Raw genomic sequence first — 19,885 nt, 5'->3', positions numbered from 1 at the left:
CCCGCCGTCTCACTCATACCCGAGCGAAGCGGGACGATCGAACATACGATGGGCGGGAGTCGGCGCGGTGACGCACCCGGAGCTGCACCGTGCCGCCGATCCGACCGCCCGGGGTGGGAGACACATGGCACAGGCCGCGGAGGCTGCGCGGACCGTCATCATGACCGTGGACGACGATCCGGGGGTCTCCCGTGCCGTCGCCCGTGACCTCAGGCGGCGCTACGGCGAGTCGTACCGGATCGTGCGCGCGGAGTCCGGCGAGTCCGCGCTCGACGCGCTGCGCGAACTGAAACTGCGCGGCGACCTCGTCGCGGTGATCCTCGCCGACTACCGCATGCCACGGATGAACGGCATCGAGTTCCTGGAACAGGCCCTGGACGTGTACCCGGGGGCGCGCCGGGTGCTGCTGACCGCGTACGCCGACACCAACGCGGCCATCGACGCGATCAACGTGGTCGACCTGGACCACTACCTGCTCAAGCCGTGGGACCCGCCGGAGGAGAAGCTGTACCCGGTCCTGGACGACCTGCTCCAGGCGTGGCGCGCCAGCGACCACCGGCCCGTGCCCAGCACGAAGGTGGTCGGGCACCGCTGGTCGGCGCGGTCGTCGGAGGCCAGGGAGTTCCTGGCCCGCAACCAGGTGCCCTACCGCTGGTACTCCTCCGACGAGCCCGAGGGGCAGCGGCTGCTGAGGGCGGCCGGGCAGGACGGACGGCGGCTGCCGCTGGTGGTCACCCCGGACGGCACCGCGCTGGTGGAGCCGGAGGCACCCGAGCTCGCGGCCCGGGTGGGACTGGCCACGACACCGGCGGCCGACTTCTACGACCTCGTCGTGATCGGCGGCGGCCCGGCCGGGCTCGGCGCGGCGGTGTACGGGGCCTCGGAGGGGCTGCGCACGGTGCTGGTGGAGCGGTCGGCGACCGGCGGGCAGGCCGGGCAGAGCTCCCGGATCGAGAACTACCTGGGTTTCCCCGACGGCGTCTCCGGTGCCCAGCTCACCGGCCGGGCGCGGCGGCAGGCCGCCCGGTTCGGCGCCGAGATCCTGACCGCGCGTGAGGTGACGGGACTCGAGGTCAACGGCGCCGCCCGGATCGTCCGGTTCGCCGACGGGTCGGCGATCGCCGCGCACAGCGTGATCCTGGCGACCGGAGTGCAGTACCGGCAGTTGGACGCCCAGGGCTGCACGGATCTCACCGGCTGCGGGGTGTTCTACGGCTCGGCGCTGACGGAGGCGGCCTCCTGCCAGGGGCAGGACGTGTACATCGTCGGCGGCGCCAACTCGGCGGGGCAGGCCGCGATGTACCTGTCCCGGAGCGCGAAGTCGGTGACGCTGCTGGTGCGGGGTCCGGACCTGGCGGCGTCGATGTCGTACTACCTGATCCAGCAGATCGACGAGGCGCCGAACATCTCCGTGCGCAGCCACACGGTCGTGGACGCGGCCCATGGCTCGGACCATCTGGAGCGGCTGACGCTGCGGCACACGGTGACGGGGGACACCCAGCAGGTCGACGCCCAGTGGATGTTCGTGTTCATCGGCGCCGCTCCGCTGACCGACTGGCTCGGCGACGCCGTGCTGCGCGACGAGCGCGGGTTCATCCTGGCCGGGCCCGATCTCACCCCCGACGGGCGACCGCCGGCGGGCTGGGAGCTGGACCGGCCGCCGTACCACCTGGAGACCAATGTGCCCGGTGTGTTCGTGGCGGGCGACGCGCGCGCGGAGTCGGCCAAGCGTGTCGCGTCCGCCGTCGGGGAGGGAGCCATGGCCGTGATGCTGGTCCACCGCTACCTGGAGCAGTCATGAGCGGGCAGCCGATGCCGTGCAGCCCCCGGGAGATCGGTTCGCTGTTCCTGTTCGAGAAGCTGTCGCCGGAGCAGCTCGGCCGGCTGTGCGGCGCGGGGCGGGTGGAGCGGTTCGAGCCCGGCCCGGTCTACACCGAGGGCGAGCCGGCCACCTGCTTCTTCGTGATGATCGAGGGCACGGTGGTGCTCTCCCGCCGGATCGGCGGCGACGACGTGGAGGTCACCCGGACCTCGCAGCCTGGGGTGTACGCGGGCGCCACGCAGGCGTACGTCGGCGACCGGTTGCGCCAGGTGTACAAGAACTCGATGCGCGTCACGGAGCCGACGCGGTTCTTCGTGCTGCCCGCGGACACGTTCGCGAGCGTCATGCGGGAGTGGTTCCCGATGGCGGTGCATCTGCTGGAGGGGCTCTTCTTCGGGGTCAAGAGCAGCCAGGCGGTGACCGAGCAGCACGAGCGGCTGCTGGCGCTCGGCTCGCTGTCCGCCGGTCTCACGCACGAGCTCAACAACCCCGCGGCGGCGGCCGTGCGGGCCACGGAGACGCTGCGGGAGCGGGTGGCCAAGATGCGGCACAAGCTCGCCGTGATCACCGAAGGCCCCTTCTCCCGCGATCAGTTGGCGAATCTCATCGACATCCAGGAGCGCACCGCCGAGCGGGTCGCCAAGGCGTCGTCGCTCAGCCCCCTGGAGGCCTCCGACCGGGAGGACGCCCTCACCGACTGGCTGGAGGACCATGGCATCGGCCAGGCCTGGCAGCTCGCGCCCACCTTCGTGCAGGCCGGGCTCGACGTCGACTGGCTGGAGGAGGTCGCGGTGGCGGTCGACGAGGAGATCCTGCCGGGGGCCGTGGGGTGGCTCAACTACACGGTGGAGACCGAGCTGCTGATGGACGAGATCGCGGACTCCACCACCCGCATCTCCCACCTGGTGGACGCCGCCAAGCAGTACTCCCAGCTGGACCGCGCCCCCTACCAGGTCGCCGACGTGCACGAACTCCTCGACAGCACCCTGCTGATGCTGTCCGCGAAGATCGGCCCGCACATCGAGGTGGTCAAGGACTACGACCGTACGCTGCCGAGGATCCCCGCGTATCCGGCCGAGCTCAACCAGGTGTGGACCAACCTGATCGACAACGCGGTCTCCGCCGTCCAGGAGGCGGGCGGTGAGGGCACGTTGACGGTCCGGACGGCGCGCGACGGCGACCGGCTCCTGGTCGAGTTCCAGGACACCGGGCCCGGCATCCCGCCGGACATCCGCGGGCGCATCTTCGATCCGTTCTTCACCACGAAGCCGGTCGGTCAGGGCACCGGGCTGGGGCTGGACATCTCCTGGCGGATCGTGGTCAACAAGCACCACGGCACCCTGCGGGTGGAGTCGGTGCCGGGCGACACGCGTTTCCAGGTGCTGCTGCCGCTGACCGCCGCCGACGACGACAACACATCACCGAGCCTGATCTCCGAGGAGCCGGCATGAGCAGCGACAGCGGAATCGACCCCGGCGTCCCGCCGAGCGGCAGTGGCTGCGCGGAGTGCGACGCGGCCGGCGGCTGGTGGTTCCATCTGCGGCGCTGCGCCGCCTGCGGCCACATCGGCTGCTGCGACGACTCGCCCGCCCGGCACGCCACCGCCCACTACCGGGCCACCGGTCATCCGGTGATCCGCAGCTACGAGCCGGGCGAGGGCTGGTTCTGGAACTACGCCACGCAGGAGCTGTACGACTCCGGACCCGAACTCGCTCCCCCGCAGGCCCATCCGGTCGACCAGCCGGTACCGGGCCCGGCGGGACGTGTCCCGGCGAACTGGGCGGACACGCTGCGCTGAGCCGCGCCAGGGGACACCCCGCCGCGAGGGCGGGGCGTCCCCTGGCGCGGCAGACCGGTGTCAGTGCCGGTTCGCCGGGGTGTTGGCGGCGGTGACGTTGACCGCGGCCCACGCCCGGTCCACCGTCTTGTACTCGGTGCTGCTCGCGCCGTAGAGGTCCTTGGCCGCCTTCAGCGTCGCGACGCGCGCGTCGTGGAAGTCGCTTGTGGAGACCATTTGACTTGCTCCTCGGGCTGAAGCCCGGGGATTCTGGCCTTCCACTCCGATGCTGTGCCGCTACGCGGCACCGGCTCCGGTCCGGATTCCGTGGCTTCCTGCTTCTCCGCGCTGTGCCGGAACAGGGCCCGGTCTTACCTGCGCTCCACAGGCCGTCACCGCCAGTCCGGCGGCCTTGATGTTCTTCGCGGCGTTGTGGTCCCGGTCGTGGACCGTGCCGCAGGCCGGGCAGGTCCACTCCCGCACCTGCAGCGGTTTGGGCCCGTCGTGGTGGCCGCAGGCCGAGCACACCTGGCTGGTGGGCTCGAACCGGCCGACCTTGACCAGGGTGCGGCCGTACCGGTCGGCCTTGTAGGCGAGCATGCCCACGAACTGGGCCCAGCCCGCATCGTGGATGCTCTCGGCCGGCCCGGTGCGCGCCAGGCCGCCCACCGCCAGGTCCTCCACCCCGACCGTTTGGTTTTCACGGATCAGCTGCGTGGAGAGCTGGTGATGGAACTCGCGACGCGCGTCCGCCACCCGCGCGTGCGCGCGGGCCACCTTCAGGCGGGCCTTCCCCCGGTTCTTCGATCCCTTCTGCTTCCGGGACAGCTCCCGCTGGGCCTTCTTGAGCTTCTTCTCCGCGCGGCGCAGGAACCGCGGGGAGTCGATCTTCGTGCCGTCGGACAGCACCGCGAAGTGGGTCAGGCCGAGGTCGATGCCCACAGCCCGGTCGCTCGCGGGCAACCGTTCCGCGTCGGTGGCCGGCTCGGTTTCGACGACGAAAGAGGCGAAGTACCGGCCCGCCGCATCCTTGATCACGGTGACACTGGAGGGCACACACGGCAGGGGCCGTGACCACCTGACCCGCACCTCGCCGATCTTCGGCAGACTCAGGCAGCCGTTCTCGGTGAGCTTCCAGCGGGCGTTCGCGGTGAACCGGACCGATTGACGACGGTCCTTGCGCGACTTGAACCGCGGCGCGCCCAGTTTCGGACCCCTGCGCTCGCCTCGAGGGAGGCGAAGTAGTTCCGGTACGCGCTCTCCGCGTCCCGCAGCGCCTGTTGCAGTACCACTGCGGAGACCTCGCCCAGCCAGTGCCGCTCGGGGGTCTTCTTCGCCTCGGTGAGCAGCGTCCTGGACAGGACAGCCGCGGTGGGAAACGGCTCACCGGCCGCCCGGGCCCGCTCACGCGCCGCGATCGCGGCGTTGTACACCACCCGCGCGCACCCGAAGGCCCGGGCCAGCGCCATGCGCTGACCGGGCGCCGGGTCGAGACGGAAGGCACACCGAAGCAGCATGATCCGGACGCTGGCACCGGCCGCTGACAGTCCGGGGCGGATCAGCTCAATCCAGCTCCGCTGGAACGGTCCGGCGACGCTCCGCATCGCAACCACCGGATCCCCTTCACCACCGGCGTGAACGCCGGTCCACGGCGAGCGAAGGCGGCGGCGCGGGCGGCGTCCACCACCTTTGCCAATCCGCCCCACTCGGTGATCGGCGGATGCCCAACTGTGTGTCGCCTGTGGAGATGTGACGCGGTGCGAGAAGGTTGCGCTGGCCGAATGTGATCGATCTCGCACGAACCAGACATGGACACAGACGGAAGGACACGCATGGGTCCACGAACGATGTGCAGGGGCGCGGTACTCGGATCACTGGTGCTGGGCCTCCTCGCGGGCCCGGCGCACGCGGTGGACCGCGGGCGGCCGGACATCGGACCGGACACCGGACCGAGCACCGGGCCGAACGCCCCCGCACGCACCGCACCGGCGGCCCCCGATCCGGCGGCGCTCAGCGGCCTGCTGCGCACCGCGCTCTCGCAGGGCGCGCCCGGCGCGATGGCGCGGATCGACGACCACCGCACGTCCTGGGACGACCACGCCACGGTCCACAAGGCCGTCGAGGGAGTCGCCGACCGGGGCACCGGGGAGGCGATGGACACCGCCGACCGGTTCCGCATCGGCAGCGTCACCAAGACCTTCTCCGCGGTCGTGCTGCTGCAACTGGTGGCCGAGGGCAGGCTCGACCTGGACACGTCCGTCGACCACTACCTGCCGGGACTGCTGCCGGACGACCGGATCACGGTGCGGCACGTGCTCAGTCATCGCAGCGGGCTGTACGACTACACCGACGACCTGTTCGCGCGGACCGTCCCCGGTTTCGAGGCGGTGCGCACCAAGGTCTTCACCTACCGCGAGCTCGTGGCCAAGTCGCTGGAGCACCCGCTCACCCATGCGCCCGGAGCCGCCTACGACTACTCCAACACCAACTTCGTGGTCGCCGGCCTGCTCATCGAGAAGCTGACCGGTCACCCGGTGCGCACCGAGTACGAGAACCGGATCATCAAGCCCCTGAAGCTGGCCGACACCTTCTACGTCCACCCCGACACGAAGATCCCCGGCAGACACGCGCGCGGCTACCTCACCCCGGACGACGCGAAGGGCGCCCTGGTGGACGCCACCGACCAGACGGTGTCCTGGGCGCAGAGCGCCGGCGCCCTCATCTCCTCCACCCGCGACCTGAACACCTTCCTCTCGGCGCTGCTGGGCGGAGCGCTGCTGCCCACCAGGCAGTTGGACGAGATGCAGCGGTGGGTCCCCGCGGGCGCCGGCCAGGGCTACGGGCTCGGACTGCGCCGCCGCGACCTGTCCTGCGGGGTGTCGGTGTACGGGCACACCGGTACCGTCCAGGGCTACTACACCTACGCGTTCACCAGCAAGGACGGCCTGCGCAGCCTCACCGCGCTCGCCAACACCTCCAACAACGACGCGGTGTACCGGACCATGCTGGGCACGCTGGAGTCGGCGTTCTGCGGCAAGCACGCGAAGGCACCGGGCACGGCAGGGTGATCTTGGCGGAACGCTCCCTTCCGGGCCAGGATGCCCGTATGAAGGGTGATCTCTTTTCCAGTGAGCACATGGTGGGCCCCGCGACCGCGCCGGGCATGTCCGTCGAGAACGCCAAGTGCATCCGGTACACGGTGAACGGCGAGATGCTCGCCCGGCAGGGCTCGATGGTGGCCTACCGGGGCAGTCTGCAGTTCGAACGCAAGGGGCAGGGCGTGGGCGGCATGCTCAAGCGCGCGGTCACCGGGGAGGGGCTGCCGCTGATGGCGGTGCGCGGGCAGGGCGAGGCCTGGTTCGCGCACGAGGCCCAGAACTGCTTCGTCGTCGAGGTCGACCCGGGTGACGAGTTCACCGTCAACGGCCGCAACGTGCTCTGCTTCGACGCCTCGCTGTCGTACCAGATCAAGACGGTGAAGGGGTCCGGCATCGCGGGCGGCGGGCTGTTCAACAGCGTGTTCACCGGGCAGGGCCGGCTGGGCCTGGTGTGCGAGGGCAATCCGCTCGTCATACCCGTCACGCCCGAGCAGCCGGTGTACGTCGACACGGACGCCGTCGTGGGCTGGACCGCCCGGCTCCAGACGTCCCTGCACCGCTCGCAGTCCATCGGCTCGATGCTGCGCGGCGGCTCCGGCGAGGCCGTACAGCTGATGCTCCAGGGCCAGGGACACGTCGTCGTCCGCCCGAGCGAGGCGACCCCGCAGAAGCCCCAGCAGCACTGAGCGAGTCGAGCGGCACTCGGCCCTCTCACCGGCCCGGCGGTCGTCGCGCCCGGGTCGGTGCCGGTGGAACATCGCTCGGGCTTGTGGCCGGTGCTTCGGACGCTGGTGTGGCCACGGTCCTCCTTGTCCGGCACGGCCTGACGAAACGTGTTGACCTGCGCGCCTCGGGGGGTGAGGGTCGAGGCGGTGCGGACCCTCACCCCGCGCCGGAAGGGTGAACTGCCTTGATCGGCATCTCGCAGATCGAAACCGCGGCCGAGCGGATCGCCGGACACGTCGTGCGGACCCCCACCGTGCCGAGCCCCGGCCTGTCCGAGCTGCTCGGCCTCCCGGTGACCGCGAAGCTGGAGCTGCTGCAGCGCACCGGCTCGTTCAAGGCGCGCGGCGCGACGGCGAAGCTGCTGGCGCTCGGCGAGGCGGAACGGGCCGCGGGCGTGGTCGCGGTCAGCGGCGGCAACCACGGCATCGCGCTGGCGGTGATGGCCGCCGCCCTCGATGTGAAGGCCACCGTGGTCATGCCCAGGACGGCACCGGCCCGGTCCGTCGAGATCGCGGAGGCGGCCGGGGCGTCGGTACGGCTGACCGACGGCATGGCCGAGGCGTTCGCGACGGCGACGCGACTGCGCGACGAGGGACTCACCCTCGTCCATCCCTTCGACGACCCGGTGGTAATCGCCGGACAGGGCACCGTAGGCCTGGAGCTGGCCCAGGACGCCGACGACCTCACCGATGTGCTCGTCAGCGTCGGAGGCGGCGGACTGATCGCGGGCATCGCCGTCGCGCTGCGCGCGCTGTGCCCCGGCGTGCGGGTCTGGGGCGTGGAGACCGAGGGGGCCGAGGCCATGTCGGCGGCACTGAGGGCCGGCGGTCCCGTGCCGGTGACGGTGTCCTCGATCAGCACCACGCTGAGTGCCCCGGCGGTGTCGCAGCTGACGTACGACCATGTCTCGGCCCTGGTGGAGGAGGTGCTCGTGGTCCCCGACCGGGACGCCGTCCAGGGGTGTCTCGACCTCGCCGAGCACGCCAAGGTGTGGACCGAGCCCGCCGCGGGCTGTCTGCTGCCGGCGGCCCGGCTGGTTCGGGAGCGGGTCGGCGACGGCGCCCGGTTCGGTCTGGTGGTCTGCGGGGGCAACGCGACCACCGCCGACATCGTGTCCTGGGCGGACCGGTTCGGACTGCGGTGAACTCCCGCCCGCCCGGGGGAATTTGACCGAAAGACAGGAATCGTGCGAGGTCGCGGTCCCTTTGAACGGACCCCGTCCCGTCCCCCGTACCACTGGGAAAGGTGAGAGCCGGGGGTTCGACGAGGGATGACCATGGCCGAGGCACAGCCGTCCGCACACGACTTGGTCGCCGGACGGTACCGGCTGCTTCAGGTCGTCCACCGCGGAACCAACCACGTCTGCTGGTACGGCGAGGACGTCACCGCGGAACGCCCCCGGCTGCTGACGCGGATCGGGCTGCCGGAGGGCACCGACGCGGAGACCGCCCGCCGCATCACCGCGCGCGTGATGCGCACCTCCGAGAGGATGGTGCTGCTTCGGCCGGGCCGGGTCCCCTCGGTCGTCGACGCCGTCGTGCAGTCCGGCGCGCTGTGGACGGTCACCGAGTGGATCGACGGCGCGCCCCTGGACGAACTCCTCGCGGAACAGGGCCCGTTCACCTACGTGCGGGCGGCCCGGATCGGCCTGGAGGTCCTCGACGTGCTGGAGGCCGCCCATACGGAGGGCTTCACCCACGGGGAACTCGGCCCCGGGCAGGTGTTCGTGCGGGACCGGGGCGGGGTCGTGGTGACGGGTTTCGGTCTCGCGGGCGCCACCCTGGCCCCGCGGATCACCGCACCGTCCTACGCCTCCCCGGAGCAGGCCCGTGACGAGCGCATCGGGCCGGCCGCCGACCTGTGGGCGCTCGGCGCGCTGCTGTACAGCATGGTCGAGGGACGTCCGCCGTACCGCGACCGGGGCCGGCCCGAGGCCACGCTGAGGGGCGTGGACCGGTTGCCGCTGCGCACCCCGCTGCGGGCCGGGCCGCTCACCCGGGCCGTGCAGGGGCTGCTGCGCAAGGACTCCCGGGAGCGGCTGACCCGTCCCGTGGTCCGCGAGGCGCTCACCCGGGTCCTGAACGAGGACCCCGACACCGTCGCGGCGGAGGTCCCCCGGCCACGGCTGCGCGGTGCGTACTCGGTGGCCCGGCGGGCGGGCCGGGCCTGGGGCAGCCGGGCCACGGTCACCGGCACCGCTCTCGCCGTCGTCACCGTCGCCGTCGCCGTGCTGGCCGTCACCCACCACCTCCCCGGCACCGGGGGCGGAGGCTCCACGGCCGCGTCGGGGACCTCCGGGCCGCCGCCCGCCACCGCCACCGCGTCCGGCGGCCCGGTCGAGGGCGCCACCCCGCCACCCGCCACCCCGTCACCGTCGGCCACGGCGGCCGTCCCGCCGTCCGGCTTCCGCGTCTACCGCGCCCCCGAGGGCTTCTCGGTCGCCCTGCCCACCGGGTGGCAGCGGCTCAGCACCACCCGCGCGCCCGACCGGGCGTACCGTGTCGTCTTCGGGACGGCCGGCGACACCCGGACCCTCGCGGTCACGCACAGTGAGGACGTGGGCCCGGATCCGGTCCTGGTGTGGCGGGACGACGTCGAGCCCGGCCTGGAGCGGCAGCAGGGCTACCGGCGGATCGGCGGCATCCGCGCGACGACCTACCAGGGGCGCCGGTCCGCCGACATGGAGTGGTTGTCCGGGGCACCGGACCGGCGCGTGCACACCTTCGGCCGCGGTGTCCTCCTGGGCGGCCGGCGCGGCTTCTCGTTGCGCTGGACGACTCCCGCCGACGCCTACGGCACGGCCGCGAACCGGCGGGCACTGGAGGTGTTCCTCAGCAGTTTCCGGCCCGCCACCGGCTGACGACTCCCCGCCCGCCCCGGCCGGTCTCCGGTTTTCGCGCAGGTGACCCGGGGACTCGGCCGTCATGGTGCAAATCGGATACACGATGATGACCGAGCAGGCCGGTCCGCGGGAGCTGGTCGACCATGTGGTGCGTGCCGAGGAGGTGGGCTTCGACTTCTCCGTGACCTCGGACCACTACTTCCCGTGGCTGCGTGCGCAGGGTCACTCGCCGTACGCGTGGAGCGTCCTCGGGGCGGCCGCGCAGGCCACCTCGCGCATCCCGCTGATGACGTACGTGACGTGTCCGGCCTTCCGCTACCACCCGGCGATCGTCGCGCAGAAGGCGGCGACGGTGCAGCTGCTGTCGCAGGGCAGGTTCCGGCTGGGCCTGGGCTCGGGCGAGAACCTCAACGAGCATGTGGTGGGGGGCGGCTGGCCGTCCGTCGACATACGTCACGAACGGCTCCAGGAGGCCGTCGAGATCATCCGCGCGCTGTTCGCGGGCGGCCATGTCACCCGTCACGGCGCGCACTTCGACGTGGAGTCGGCCCGGCTGTGGGACGTGCCGGACACCCCGCCGCCCATCGGCGTCGCCGTCTCCGGCGAGCAGTCCTGCAGGATCGCCGGCCACCTCGCCGACCTGCTCATCGCCACCGAGCCGAAGGCCGGCCTGCTCCAGGCCTTCGACCGGCACGGCGGCGAGGGCAAGCCGCGGGTGGGCCAGCTTCCGGTGTGCTACGACACCGACCGGGACGCGGCGGTCAAGCGCGCACACGCGCAGTTCCGCTGGTTCGGCAGCGGCTGGAAGGTCAACTCCGAACTGCCGCACCCGGACTCGTTCGAGTCGGCCACCCAGTTCGTCACCCCGGACGACGTCGCCGAGTCGATCCCGTGCGGCGAGGACCCGGAGGCGTTCGTCGCGGCCGTACGACCGTACGTCGACGCCGGGTTCACGGAGGTGGCGCTGGTGCAGATCGGCGGGGAGGAGCAGGAGGCCTTCCTGGACTGGTCGGCGAAGACCCTGCTGCCCGCGCTGCGCGACGCCTTCGGCTGAGCACACCGCGAGCCCCCCTTCACCGGGAGGTGTACCGGCGCCGGGCCCACAGGGGCAGCACGAACCAGCACAGCAGGTACCAGGCGACGACGAGAACGACCAGCCAGGACACGAGACCGCCGTGCGTCGCCACTCTGAGGATCAGCAGCAGCGCGGCGGTCGTCGTGGCGAGCAGCAGGACCAGTCCGACGAACGTCATCCGGGACGCCCACCGCACCGCCTGGGGTTTCACCCGGCGTCCGGAGACGAGGCGGTGCAGGGACACCGGCCCGATGAGCGCGCCGGTCGCGGAGGCGCCGAGGAAGACCGTGACGATGTAGATGACCTGGTTGGTGTGGGTCAGCGAGTCGTACTTGGGCTGGAACACCACGGTGAGCAGGAAGCCGAAGAGGATCTGCACACCCGTCTGGGCCACCCGCACCTCCTGGATGAGCTCCACCCACATGCGGTCGGCCCGCTCGTCCTCGGTCTCGTCACGCCCCCGGCGTTTCGCCGCGCCGCCTTCCGTCCCCGTCACGTCGCCTCCCGCCTCCCGTGGCCTGCTTCCTGGACGATCCCCGGACTCCCTGTCCTCACGGGTGCCCCGGGAAGCGGGAATCCTGCCCCCTACGCGTGGGCGGGGCTCACCAGCGAGCCTCCACCTGGTCCTTGATCCGGCGCTCGTACAGGTCCCGGATCGCCGCCAGCGTCTCGTCGGTCAGCGGGGGCAGCTTGCCCGCGGCCGCGTTGGCGCGGGCCTGCTCCGGGGAACGGGCGCCGGGGATCACGGTGGTGACGCCGGGCTGCTGGACGATCCAGCGCAGCGCCAGCTGCGCCGGGGTGTATCCCTCGGGGGCGAGGGCGGCGAACTCGGCGGCGGCCTGGACACCCGTCGCGTAGTCGACGCCGGAGAAGGTCTCGCCCTGGTCGAAGGCCTCGCCGTGCCGGTTGTAGGTGCGGTGGTCGTTGGCGGGGAACACCGTGTCCTTGGTGTACTTGCCCGACAGCAGCCCGGAGGCGAGCGGCACGCGGGCGATGATGCCGACGCCTGCCTCGCGCGCGGCCGGGAGCACCTCGCGCAGGGGCTTCATCCGGAACGGGTTGAGGATGATCTGCACGCTCGCCACGTTCGGCCGGGCGATCGCGGTGAGGGCCTCGGCGCAGGTCTCGACGCTGACGCCGTACGCCGCGATCCGCTCCTCCTCGACGAGGGTGTCCAGCGCGTCGAACACGGCGTCGGTGGAGTACACGGGGGTCGGTGGGCAGTGCAGTTGCACCAGATCGATGCGGTCGACGCCGAGGTTGCGGCGGGAACGGTCGTTCCAGGCGCGGAAGTTGTCCAGGACGTAGTTCTCCGGGATCTGCTCGACGCGCCGGCCCATCTTGGTGGCGACCAGCACGTGCTGGTCCGGCCGGGAGCCGAGGAAGGTGGCGATGGTCGACTCGCTGCGCCCGTCGCCGTAGACGTCGGCCGTGTCGAAGAAGGTCACGCCCGACTCGGCGGCGGCCTCCAGCACGGCGAGCGCTTCCTTGTCGTCGACGTCGCCCCAGTCGGCGCCCAGTTGCCAGGTCCCGAGTCCGATGACCGAGGCGTGCTGCTGCGACCTGCCGAATTCACGTTCGTCCATGTGGTCAGTCTGGCACCCGTGGCGGGCGCCCGCGGCACCGGCCACCCTGCCGCCCCGGCCCCCTCACCCGGGCAGGGGCAAGGGCGGTCAGGGCGGTGTCAGGCCCCTTGCCCGGAGGCCGCCGTGCGGCACTCCGGGTGACCCCAGCCCTGATCGTTCCTGACGATGGACTCGCCGGCCGCGTAGGACCTGCCGCACACGCACCGGCCGGGGAACTTCGCCTTGATCGTGCGGGAGGAGGACCCCGCTCCGCCGCGCGCTCGCGCCGTCCCGGTTCCGCTCCTGGTCCCGTTCGTGCGGCGACGCGGCCCGGCGGACGCCGGGGCGGCGGGCGTGGCCGGCGGCTCGGGGGAGCCGAGCGCGCTGCCCGCGGGCTGCTGGGCGGTCGCGGCCTGGCTCGCGGCACGGTCGGCGAAGTCGTTCAGGGGATCGCCGTCGACCTGGTGGGCGGGTACGTAACGGAAGTCGACGGCACGGCCGTCGAGCAGCTCGTCGATCCGCACGACCAGCTCCTGGTTGGCGACCGGCTTTCCGGCGGCGGTCTTCCAGCCGTTGCGCTTCCAGCCGGGCAGCCAGGTGGTGACGGCCTTCATCGCGTACTGCGAGTCCATCCGGACCTCGAGCGGCACGGCCGGGTCGGTCGCCGTGAGCAGCCGCTCCAGCGCGGTGAGCTCGGCGACGTTGTTGGTCGCGGTGCCGAGGGGGCCCGCCTCCCAGCGGGCCGCGGTCTCGGCGTCCTCGGAGATCACCCATGCCCAGCCCGCGGGTCCCGGATTGCCCTTCGAGGCCCCGTCGCACGCGGCCACCACTCGTTCACGCATGCCCCAGATCATGCCACGCCCACCCACAGCCCCACGCAACGCCCGAGCGCCGCCCCTGCGGCACGAGCGGTCCTGGGCCGGGGCATGCCGCTACGGGATCTCCTCGGAGCCGGGCTTCTCTCCGTGGGTCGTGGTGGCGTCGATCACGGTGAAGTGCGCGCCCTGGGGGTCGGTGAGGGACGCGAACCGGCCGAAGGGGCTGCCCATCGGGCCGAAGCGGGCGCGCCGAGACCGGCGCCGCCGCCGGCGTCACGGGTGTCCGCCGGCCGGGTGGCCGGCCCACTCCCCCGGTCGGGTGGGCCGGCCGCACGGCCGCCCGCTACCCGCCCGCGTGGGCCCTCTTCAGGGCGGCGATGTCGAGCTTGCCCATCGCGAGCATCGCCCGGGTGGCGCGGGCCGCCTTCTGCGGGTCGGGGTCCGAGACCATGTCGATGAGCCCGTCCGGGATGACCTGCCAGGACACGCCGTACTTGTCCTTGACCCAGCCGCAGGGGCCGGGTTCTCCGCCGTTCTCCGTGAGCCGGGCCCAGTAGTGGTCGACCTCCTCCTGGTCGGCGCAGAAGATCTGGAAGGAGATCGCCTCGCTGAACCTGAACTCCGGGCCGCCGTTCAGCGCGACGAACTTCTGGCCGTTGGCCGTGAACTCGACGGTGATCACGGAGCCGGCCGGCCCCGGCCCCGCCTCGGTGTAGCGGGCGATCCGGCCGATGCTGGAGTTCTTGAAGACCGAGACGTAGTACTCGGCGGCCTCCTCGGCCTGGCCGTCGAACCAGAGACAGGTGGTGAATCCTTCGGTGGCCACGGGTTCCTCCTGGGTGTGGGGCACGGTCATCTGTATCGACCGCTCCGGGCGGCGGAACTCATCGCTCGCACGGAAATCGACGCCGAAGAAGACGCGAAGAAATCCGGATGGCCCCCCGGCCGGCGGGAACTAGCATCCCGGCCATGACGACGCCACCGCCGCCCACCGACGGCATCCGTCCCTTCCGGCTCGAAATCCCGCAGAGCGACCTCGACGACCTGTACGACCGCCTCGACCGCGCCCGCCTCCCGGAGCAGCCCCCCGGCCCCGGATGGGATCACGGCGTGCCCGTCGACTACCTGCGCGACCTCGTACGGCACTGGCGGCACGGCTACGACTGGCGGGCGGCCGAGGCGCGGCTGAACGAGTGGCCCCAGTTCACGACCACCGTCGACGGCGCGAACGTCCACTTCGCGCACATCCGCTCCCCCGAGCCCGACGCCGCCCCGCTGATCATCACCCACGGCTGGCCGGGGTCGATCGTGGAGTTCCTCGACATTGTGGGGCCACTGACCGACCCGGCCGCACACGGCGGTGATCCCGCCGACGCGTTCCACGTCGTGGTACCGAGCATCCCGGGCTTCGGACTGTCCGGACCGACCGCCGACCGGGGCTGGGAGGCGGGCCGGGTCGCGGACGCGTGGGCGGAGCTGATGCGGCGGCTCGGCTACGAGCGGTTCGGTGCCCAGGGCGGCGACTGGGGCGCGGCGATCTCCCGGGAGCTGGGCCGTGCCCACCCCGACCGGGTGATCGGCGTCCACCTCAACCTGCTGCCGGGGGCGCAGCAGACCACCGAGCCGACCGACGCGGACCTGGCCGCGCTCGGCCCCGAGGAGCGGGCGCGCACGCTGGCCTCGTGGCACCGCTGGGAGGCGTGGCAGCGGGAGGGCGCGGGGTACGCGATCCTGAACGCGACCCGCCCGCAGACCCTGGCCTACGCGCTCACCGACTCCCCCGTCGGTCAACTCGCCTGGATCGTCGAGAAGTTCCGCGAGTGGACCGACTGCGAGGAGCTGCCCGAGGAGGCCGTCGACCGGGACCTGCTGCTCACCGACGTGATGCTGTACTGGCTGACCGGGACCGCCGGTTCCGCCGCCCGGATCTACTACGAGCGGGCGCATGCCGGCTCGGGCCGGGCCGCCGCGCCGGCGGAGTCGTCGACCGCGCCGACCGCGCTCGCCGTCTTCCCGGCCGAGATCCAGGTGCCGCTGCGGCACAAGGCGGAGCGCACCGAGAACCTGGTGCGGTGGACCGAGTTCGACCGGGGCGGGCACTTCGCGGCGATGGAGGAGCCCGACCTGCTGGTCGCGGACGTACGGGCGTTCTTCCGCCAGCTGCGCGCGAAGGGCTGAGCCCGCGGCCCGGGGTCGCCTCGGGGGGCTCCTCGGGGTTCTCTGCCCGTGGCGAATCTGCCACGGGCAGAGAAACGGCATCGGCCGCCTCTCCGCGGCCGACAGTGGAGTCGACGGCATTCACGCCAACGACGAGGAGACCCGATGACTCCACTGACCACCGCGTCGCGGCCACGCGCGGAGGAGGGCGACACACCGCCCAGCCGCTTCGACGACCATCTGGCGGCCCAACTGCTCGCCCAGCGGATCGTGTTCCTGGGCACCCAGGTCGACGAGGTGTCGGCGAACCGGGTGTGCGCGCAGTTGCTGCTGCTGTCGGCCGAGGACCCGCGCACCGACATCAGCCTGTACATCAACAGCCCCGGCGGTTCCGTCACCGCGGGCCTGGCCATCTACGACACCATGCGGCTCATCCCGAACGACGTCTCGACGCTGGCGATGGGATTCGCGGCGAGCATGGGCCAGTTCCTGCTGACCGTGGGGGCCCGCGGCAAGCGGTTCGCGCTGCCGCACGCGCGGATCATGATGCACCAGCCGTCGGCCGGGATCGGCGGGACCACCGCCGACATCGAGATCCAGGCGGAGAACCTGGAGCACACCAAGCGGACCATCGAGCGGCTCACCGCCGAGCACACCGGTCAGAGCGAGGAGACGATCGCCCGGGACGGCGACCGGGACCGCTGGTTCACCGCCGAGCAGGCCAGGGAGTACGGGATGGTGGACCGGGTGGTGGAGTCGCTGGCCGACGTCCGCCCGGCCTCGTCGCGCCGACGGATGGGGCTGTGACATGGGGTCGTACACGGTTCCGTACGTGATCGAGCGGACCGCGCAGGGCGAGCGGTCCTACGACGTGTTCAGCCGGCTGCTGAACGAGCGGATCATCTTTCTCGGCACCGAGATCGACGACGGCGTCGCCAACGTCGTCATCGCGCAACTCCTCCATCTGGAGTCCGCGAACCCGGAGCACGAGATCTCGCTCTACCTCAACTCACCGGGCGGCTCGTTCACTTCGCTCATGGCCATCTACGACGCGATGACGTTCGTGCAGTCGCCGATCTCCACGTTCTGCGTGGGGCAGGCGGCCTCCACGGCGGCGGTGCTGCTGGCCGGCGGGGACCCCGGGCGGAGGTTCGTGCTGGAGCACGCGCGGGTGCTGCTGGGGCAGCCGGCCAGCGGTGGCCGGCAGGGCACGGTCTCCGATCTCACGCTCCAGGCCAAGGAGATGGTCCGGATCCGCTCCCAGGTCGAGGAGGTGCTGTCCCGGCACACCGGACACGCCCCCGAGGCCCTGCGCGCCGACATGGACCGCGACAAGGTCTTCACCGCCCACGAGGCGGTGGCCTACGGCCTGGCCGACGAGGTGCTGAGCCGGCGCATGGCCCCGGTGCCCTGAGACACGGCCCCGCCGGCCACATCCCGCCCCGCCCTCGCCGGCTGACGCTCAGGAGCAGTCGATGCCGATGACCCCGCCGTCGAGGACGGGGTCGGTGGCGGTGCCGCCGACGGTGAGGCTGCCGTCGGCGTGGCCCCACTCCAGCAGGTAGTTCCCTTCGGCGACGGGCCGGTAACCGTCGTCGACCGTCCATGATCCCGACGTTCGCCAGGCGATACCTGTACGGCCCACGGTGTAGGCCTCGCCTCCGCCGATCGTCAGCCAGGACGTCTCCCGGACTATCACGTCGCATCCTGCGACCGCGGGGCGGAGTGTGCAGTACCGCGCTCCGAGGGCGAGGTCGGAGGCGGCTCCCCAGACCGTGCCGAGCGTGGCCGCGGCGGCGAGGAGGCGGTGCACGAGGCGGAGACGTGCGCGTTCCGGCGGCAGCGCCGGACCACGGCGGGTTCGATGGAGCCGGCACGCCGTCGAGCGCAGGCTCGGCGAAGGCGGGACGGGCACGGTCTTCCTGGCGCGCACCCGCGGCGGACGCGCTGTCGCGTCCGTCAGCTGACGATACGTCAGCTGACGGACGGCCGGCAGGCGCCGGTCACCAGGTCGTCAGGCGGCCAGGCACAGGCCGTCGATGCGGGAGGTGGACGTTCGACGGCTGTGCGTGGCGGTGCGGCTGGCGAGGCGCAGCAGTTCGCCCTGGGCCAGTGACAGCAGGTCGGCCAGGCCGAGGCCGAGGGCCTGGGCCGCGGCCGCCAGCACCTCCGAGGAGGCCTCCTTGCGGCCGCGCTCGATCTCCGAGAGGTACGGCATGGAGATGCGGGCCGCGTCGGCGACGTCCTTGAGCGTGCGCTCCTGGGCGAGTCGCTCACGGCGCAGCACGTCGCCGACGAGGTCGCGCCACAGGGGCTCGCGAGGAGCCGCCGTCCGGCGGGTGTTCGCCGGGCGCGCGGCCGGCGGGCGCAGCGGGATGACGCGGGCTGGGTTCGGCGCTTGGTTGCTCACCTCCTCAGACTATGAGTCAGGGACGTCGGTGGAAGGGGACGGCATTCCGCCCTGGGTGAATCACCGGCACGGAAGGCAAGGAAAGGGGCGAAAGGGCGGGAGGCATGGGTTGCGCCGCTCTGGGTACCCGGCCTTCACCGAACCGTGACTTTTCGTGGGAGGGGCAATGGACACCGCCGTGATCCGGTCCGAGACAGCGGTCGAGGAGACCCCGGAGAACCGGACGGACGGCACACCCCTCCCGGCGGTCCCGGATCCACGGTCCGTCGCACCCCGCGACGCACGCGAGCTGTCCCGCCTCTTCTTCCGCCGCCTGGCCGAGCTCGAAGAGGGCACGCACGAACACCAGTACGCACGTAACGCCCTCATCGAGATGAACATGTCGCTGGTGCGTTTCGCGGCCGGCCGGTTCCGGGGCCGCGGCGACGACATGGAGGACGTCGTCCAGACCGGGATGATCGGCCTGATCAAGGCCATCGACCGGTTCGAGCTGTCGCGCGAGGTGGAGTTCACGTCGTTCGCGCTGCCCTACATCGTCGGCGAGATCAAGCGGTTCTTCCGGGACACGACCTGGTCGGTGCATGTGCCGCGGCGGCTTCAGGAGCTGCGCGTGGAGCTGGCCAAGGCGCGCGAGGAGCTGTGCAGCCGCCTGGACCGCGAGCCGACCGTCGCCGAGCTCGCGACGCTGATGAACCTCACCGAGAAGGAGGTGGTCGAGGGCCAGATCGCGTCCAACGGCTACCACTCCGCCTCGCTGGACGCGGCGCTCACCGGTGACGGTTCCGAGGACGGCGAAGCGGTGCTCGCCGACTTCCTCGGCGTGGAGGAGGACGGGATCAGGCTCGTCGAGGACTTCCACTCGCTGGCGCCGCTGGTGGCCGAACTCGGCGAGAGGGACCGGCAGATCATCCATCTGCGGTTCGTCGAGGAGGCCACCCAGGCGGAGATCGGCGAACGGCTCGGCTGCTCGCAGATGCACGTCTCCCGGCTGATCAAGCGGATCCTCACGCAACTGCGGGAGGGCATGCTGGGCGAGCCCGGCTGAGCTGTCCGGCGCGGGCTCAGTCGGGTCCGAGGCGGACCAGGGCCCGTACCCGCTTGCCCACCGGGACGCGTTCCGCGCTCACCTCGGCCGCCAGCGCGTGCACGATCTCCAGGCCGTGCCGGCCGACCCGCCGGGGGTCGCGGGGGAAGCGCAGCGGCAGAGCGGCGCTGCTGTCGTAGACGCACACGCTCACGGCGGCGTCCGTCCCCTCCAGCTCCAGGATGTACGGCCCGTCGCTGTGCCGGTCGGCGTTGGTGACCAGCTCGCTCACCACCAGGAGCAGGACCTCTCCGGAGCGGCGGCCGATCACGGCGCACCAATCGGTCCTGAGCTGGTCGAGGAAGTGCGCGGCGAAGGAACGCGCGTCGGCGATGCATCCGGGCTCACCGGTGTAGTGCGTGGCCCGCCGAAGCGGTTCCACGGGTACGTCGAATCCAGTGGGTGTCACTGCCCCGTCCGACTGCTCGATCATGCGTTTCTCTCTCGGAGGCCCGTCCGGCCGGACGCTGCCGCACCTGTCCTGATACCCACGGCGCCGCCCGCCAGTCCC

General features: G+C 72.0%; 19 protein-coding genes and 3 pseudogenes. 12 read left to right on the top strand and 10 right to left on the bottom strand.

Translation table 11 applies throughout. The features are described 5' to 3' along the window. Positions 1-124: 124 nt before the first annotated feature. Genes R2S09_RS28935 through R2S09_RS28925 form a run of 3 tightly spaced genes read left to right on the top strand, consistent with a single transcriptional unit; the run spans position 125 to position 3,620 of the window. On the top strand, positions 125-1,801 hold the full coding sequence (locus R2S09_RS28935; RefSeq protein ID WP_316744212.1) for an FAD-dependent oxidoreductase: 1,677 nt from the start codon (positions 125-127) through the stop codon (positions 1,799-1,801). Next, entirely contained in the window at positions 1,798-3,273 is a 1,476-nt protein-coding gene (locus R2S09_RS28930; RefSeq protein WP_306187545.1) for an ATP-binding protein, read from the top strand. The genes R2S09_RS28935 and R2S09_RS28930 overlap by 4 nt, the downstream gene beginning before the upstream one ends. Continuing rightward, entirely contained in the window at positions 3,270-3,620 is a 351-nt protein-coding gene (locus R2S09_RS28925; protein WP_306187547.1) for a UBP-type zinc finger domain-containing protein, read from the top strand. The genes R2S09_RS28930 and R2S09_RS28925 overlap by 4 nt, the downstream gene beginning before the upstream one ends. Positions 3,621-3,680: 60 nt before the next feature. Here the strand turns inward: R2S09_RS28925 and R2S09_RS28920 are convergent. Both R2S09_RS28920 and R2S09_RS28915 read right to left on the bottom strand, forming a co-directional pair. Continuing rightward, a pseudogene (locus R2S09_RS28920) lies at positions 3,681-3,836 on the bottom strand (M4 family metallopeptidase); the annotation flags it as partial. 60 nt (positions 3,837-3,896) lie between these two features. Continuing rightward, positions 3,897-5,116: pseudogene (locus R2S09_RS28915) on the bottom strand (RNA-guided endonuclease InsQ/TnpB family protein). Positions 5,117-5,446: 330 nt separating this feature from the next. Here R2S09_RS28915 and R2S09_RS28910 point away from each other — a divergent pair. The 5 genes from R2S09_RS28910 (at position 5,447) to R2S09_RS28890 (ending at position 11,319) form a co-directional block, all read left to right on the top strand. Beyond that, positions 5,447-6,667 (top strand): serine hydrolase domain-containing protein, encoded by a 1,221-nt coding sequence (locus R2S09_RS28910; protein ID WP_316744236.1) that lies wholly within the window; start codon positions 5,447-5,449, stop codon positions 6,665-6,667. A 38-nt stretch (positions 6,668-6,705) separates the two neighbouring features. Continuing rightward, complete coding sequence (locus R2S09_RS28905; RefSeq protein WP_306187549.1) at positions 6,706-7,383, top strand: AIM24 family protein; 678 nt, start codon at positions 6,706-6,708, stop codon at positions 7,381-7,383. A 224-nt stretch (positions 7,384-7,607) separates the two neighbouring features. Further along, positions 7,608-8,567 carry a threonine/serine dehydratase gene (locus R2S09_RS28900; RefSeq protein WP_306187551.1) on the top strand — a complete coding sequence of 320 codons (960 nt, stop codon included), beginning with the start codon at positions 7,608-7,610 and terminating at the stop codon, positions 8,565-8,567. Between the two features lie 126 nt (positions 8,568-8,693). Then, positions 8,694-10,283, top strand: a complete 1,590-nt coding sequence (locus tag R2S09_RS28895) for a serine/threonine-protein kinase (protein ID WP_316744210.1) — start codon at positions 8,694-8,696, stop codon at positions 10,281-10,283. A 64-nt stretch (positions 10,284-10,347) separates the two neighbouring features. Then, positions 10,348-11,319: an LLM class F420-dependent oxidoreductase gene (locus R2S09_RS28890; RefSeq protein WP_316744209.1), complete on the top strand. Its 972-nt coding sequence runs from the start codon at positions 10,348-10,350 to the stop codon at positions 11,317-11,319. A 19-nt stretch (positions 11,320-11,338) separates the two neighbouring features. Here R2S09_RS28890 and R2S09_RS28885 read toward each other — a convergent pair whose 3' ends face one another. From R2S09_RS28885 to R2S09_RS28865, 5 genes and pseudogenes are all read right to left on the bottom strand, one after another. Next, positions 11,339-11,836 (bottom strand): DUF6328 family protein, encoded by a 498-nt coding sequence (locus tag R2S09_RS28885; protein WP_372337697.1) that lies wholly within the window; start codon positions 11,834-11,836, stop codon positions 11,339-11,341. Between the two features lie 106 nt (positions 11,837-11,942). After that, positions 11,943-12,926 (bottom strand): aldo/keto reductase, encoded by a 984-nt coding sequence (locus R2S09_RS28880; protein ID WP_316744207.1) that lies wholly within the window; start codon positions 12,924-12,926, stop codon positions 11,943-11,945. Between the two features lie 98 nt (positions 12,927-13,024). Continuing rightward, complete coding sequence (locus R2S09_RS28875; RefSeq protein WP_316744206.1) at positions 13,025-13,759, bottom strand: ribonuclease H; 735 nt, start codon at positions 13,757-13,759, stop codon at positions 13,025-13,027. A 78-nt stretch (positions 13,760-13,837) separates the two neighbouring features. After that, positions 13,838-13,966 (bottom strand): annotated as a pseudogene (locus R2S09_RS28870) (VOC family protein); the annotation flags it as partial. A 100-nt stretch (positions 13,967-14,066) separates the two neighbouring features. After that, positions 14,067-14,549, bottom strand: coding sequence for a VOC family protein (locus R2S09_RS28865; RefSeq protein WP_316744205.1), 483 nt, complete (start codon positions 14,547-14,549; stop codon positions 14,067-14,069). Between the two features lie 143 nt (positions 14,550-14,692). Here R2S09_RS28865 and R2S09_RS28860 point away from each other — a divergent pair, with 143 nt between their 5' ends. The 3 genes from R2S09_RS28860 to R2S09_RS28850 all read left to right on the top strand — a co-directional run bounded on the left by R2S09_RS28860 (position 14,693) and on the right by R2S09_RS28850 (position 17,294). After that, a complete protein-coding gene (locus R2S09_RS28860; RefSeq protein ID WP_316744204.1) occupies positions 14,693-15,901 on the top strand; it encodes an epoxide hydrolase in 1,209 nt (402 codons plus the stop codon). Between the two features lie 144 nt (positions 15,902-16,045). After that, positions 16,046-16,687: a ClpP family protease gene (locus R2S09_RS28855; protein ID WP_306187564.1), complete on the top strand. Its 642-nt coding sequence runs from the start codon at positions 16,046-16,048 to the stop codon at positions 16,685-16,687. 1 nt (position 16,688) lies between these two features. Next, on the top strand, positions 16,689-17,294 hold the full coding sequence (locus R2S09_RS28850; RefSeq protein WP_316744202.1) for an ATP-dependent Clp protease proteolytic subunit: 606 nt from the start codon (positions 16,689-16,691) through the stop codon (positions 17,292-17,294). Between the two features lie 48 nt (positions 17,295-17,342). On the opposite strand, the gene R2S09_RS28845 is transcribed toward R2S09_RS28850, so the two are convergent. Together R2S09_RS28845 and R2S09_RS28840 are read right to left on the bottom strand one after the other, a co-directional pair. Continuing rightward, positions 17,343-17,693 (bottom strand): hypothetical protein, encoded by a 351-nt coding sequence (locus tag R2S09_RS28845; RefSeq protein ID WP_316744200.1) that lies wholly within the window; start codon positions 17,691-17,693, stop codon positions 17,343-17,345. Between the two features lie 201 nt (positions 17,694-17,894). Next, on the bottom strand, positions 17,895-18,290 hold the full coding sequence (locus tag R2S09_RS28840) for a RodZ family helix-turn-helix domain-containing protein (RefSeq protein WP_306187566.1): 396 nt from the start codon (positions 18,288-18,290) through the stop codon (positions 17,895-17,897). Between the two features lie 166 nt (positions 18,291-18,456). On the opposite strand from R2S09_RS28840, the gene R2S09_RS28835 reads away from it, so the two are divergent. After that, on the top strand, positions 18,457-19,335 hold the full coding sequence (locus tag R2S09_RS28835) for an RNA polymerase sigma factor SigF (RefSeq protein ID WP_316744199.1): 879 nt from the start codon (positions 18,457-18,459) through the stop codon (positions 19,333-19,335). 16 nt (positions 19,336-19,351) lie between these two features. Here R2S09_RS28835 and R2S09_RS28830 read toward each other — a convergent pair whose 3' ends face one another. Then, positions 19,352-19,807: an ATP-binding protein gene (locus R2S09_RS28830; RefSeq protein WP_306187569.1), complete on the bottom strand. Its 456-nt coding sequence runs from the start codon at positions 19,805-19,807 to the stop codon at positions 19,352-19,354. Positions 19,808-19,885: the final 78 nt, after the last annotated feature.

It is taken from the genome of Streptomyces sp. MK7 (assembly GCF_032658145.1).
GTDB lineage: Bacteria > Actinomycetota > Actinomycetes > Streptomycetales > Streptomycetaceae > Streptomyces > Streptomyces spiralis.
Note: the sequence above shows the minus strand (reverse complement) of the source record. Positions and strands in the feature narration are given on the sequence as shown.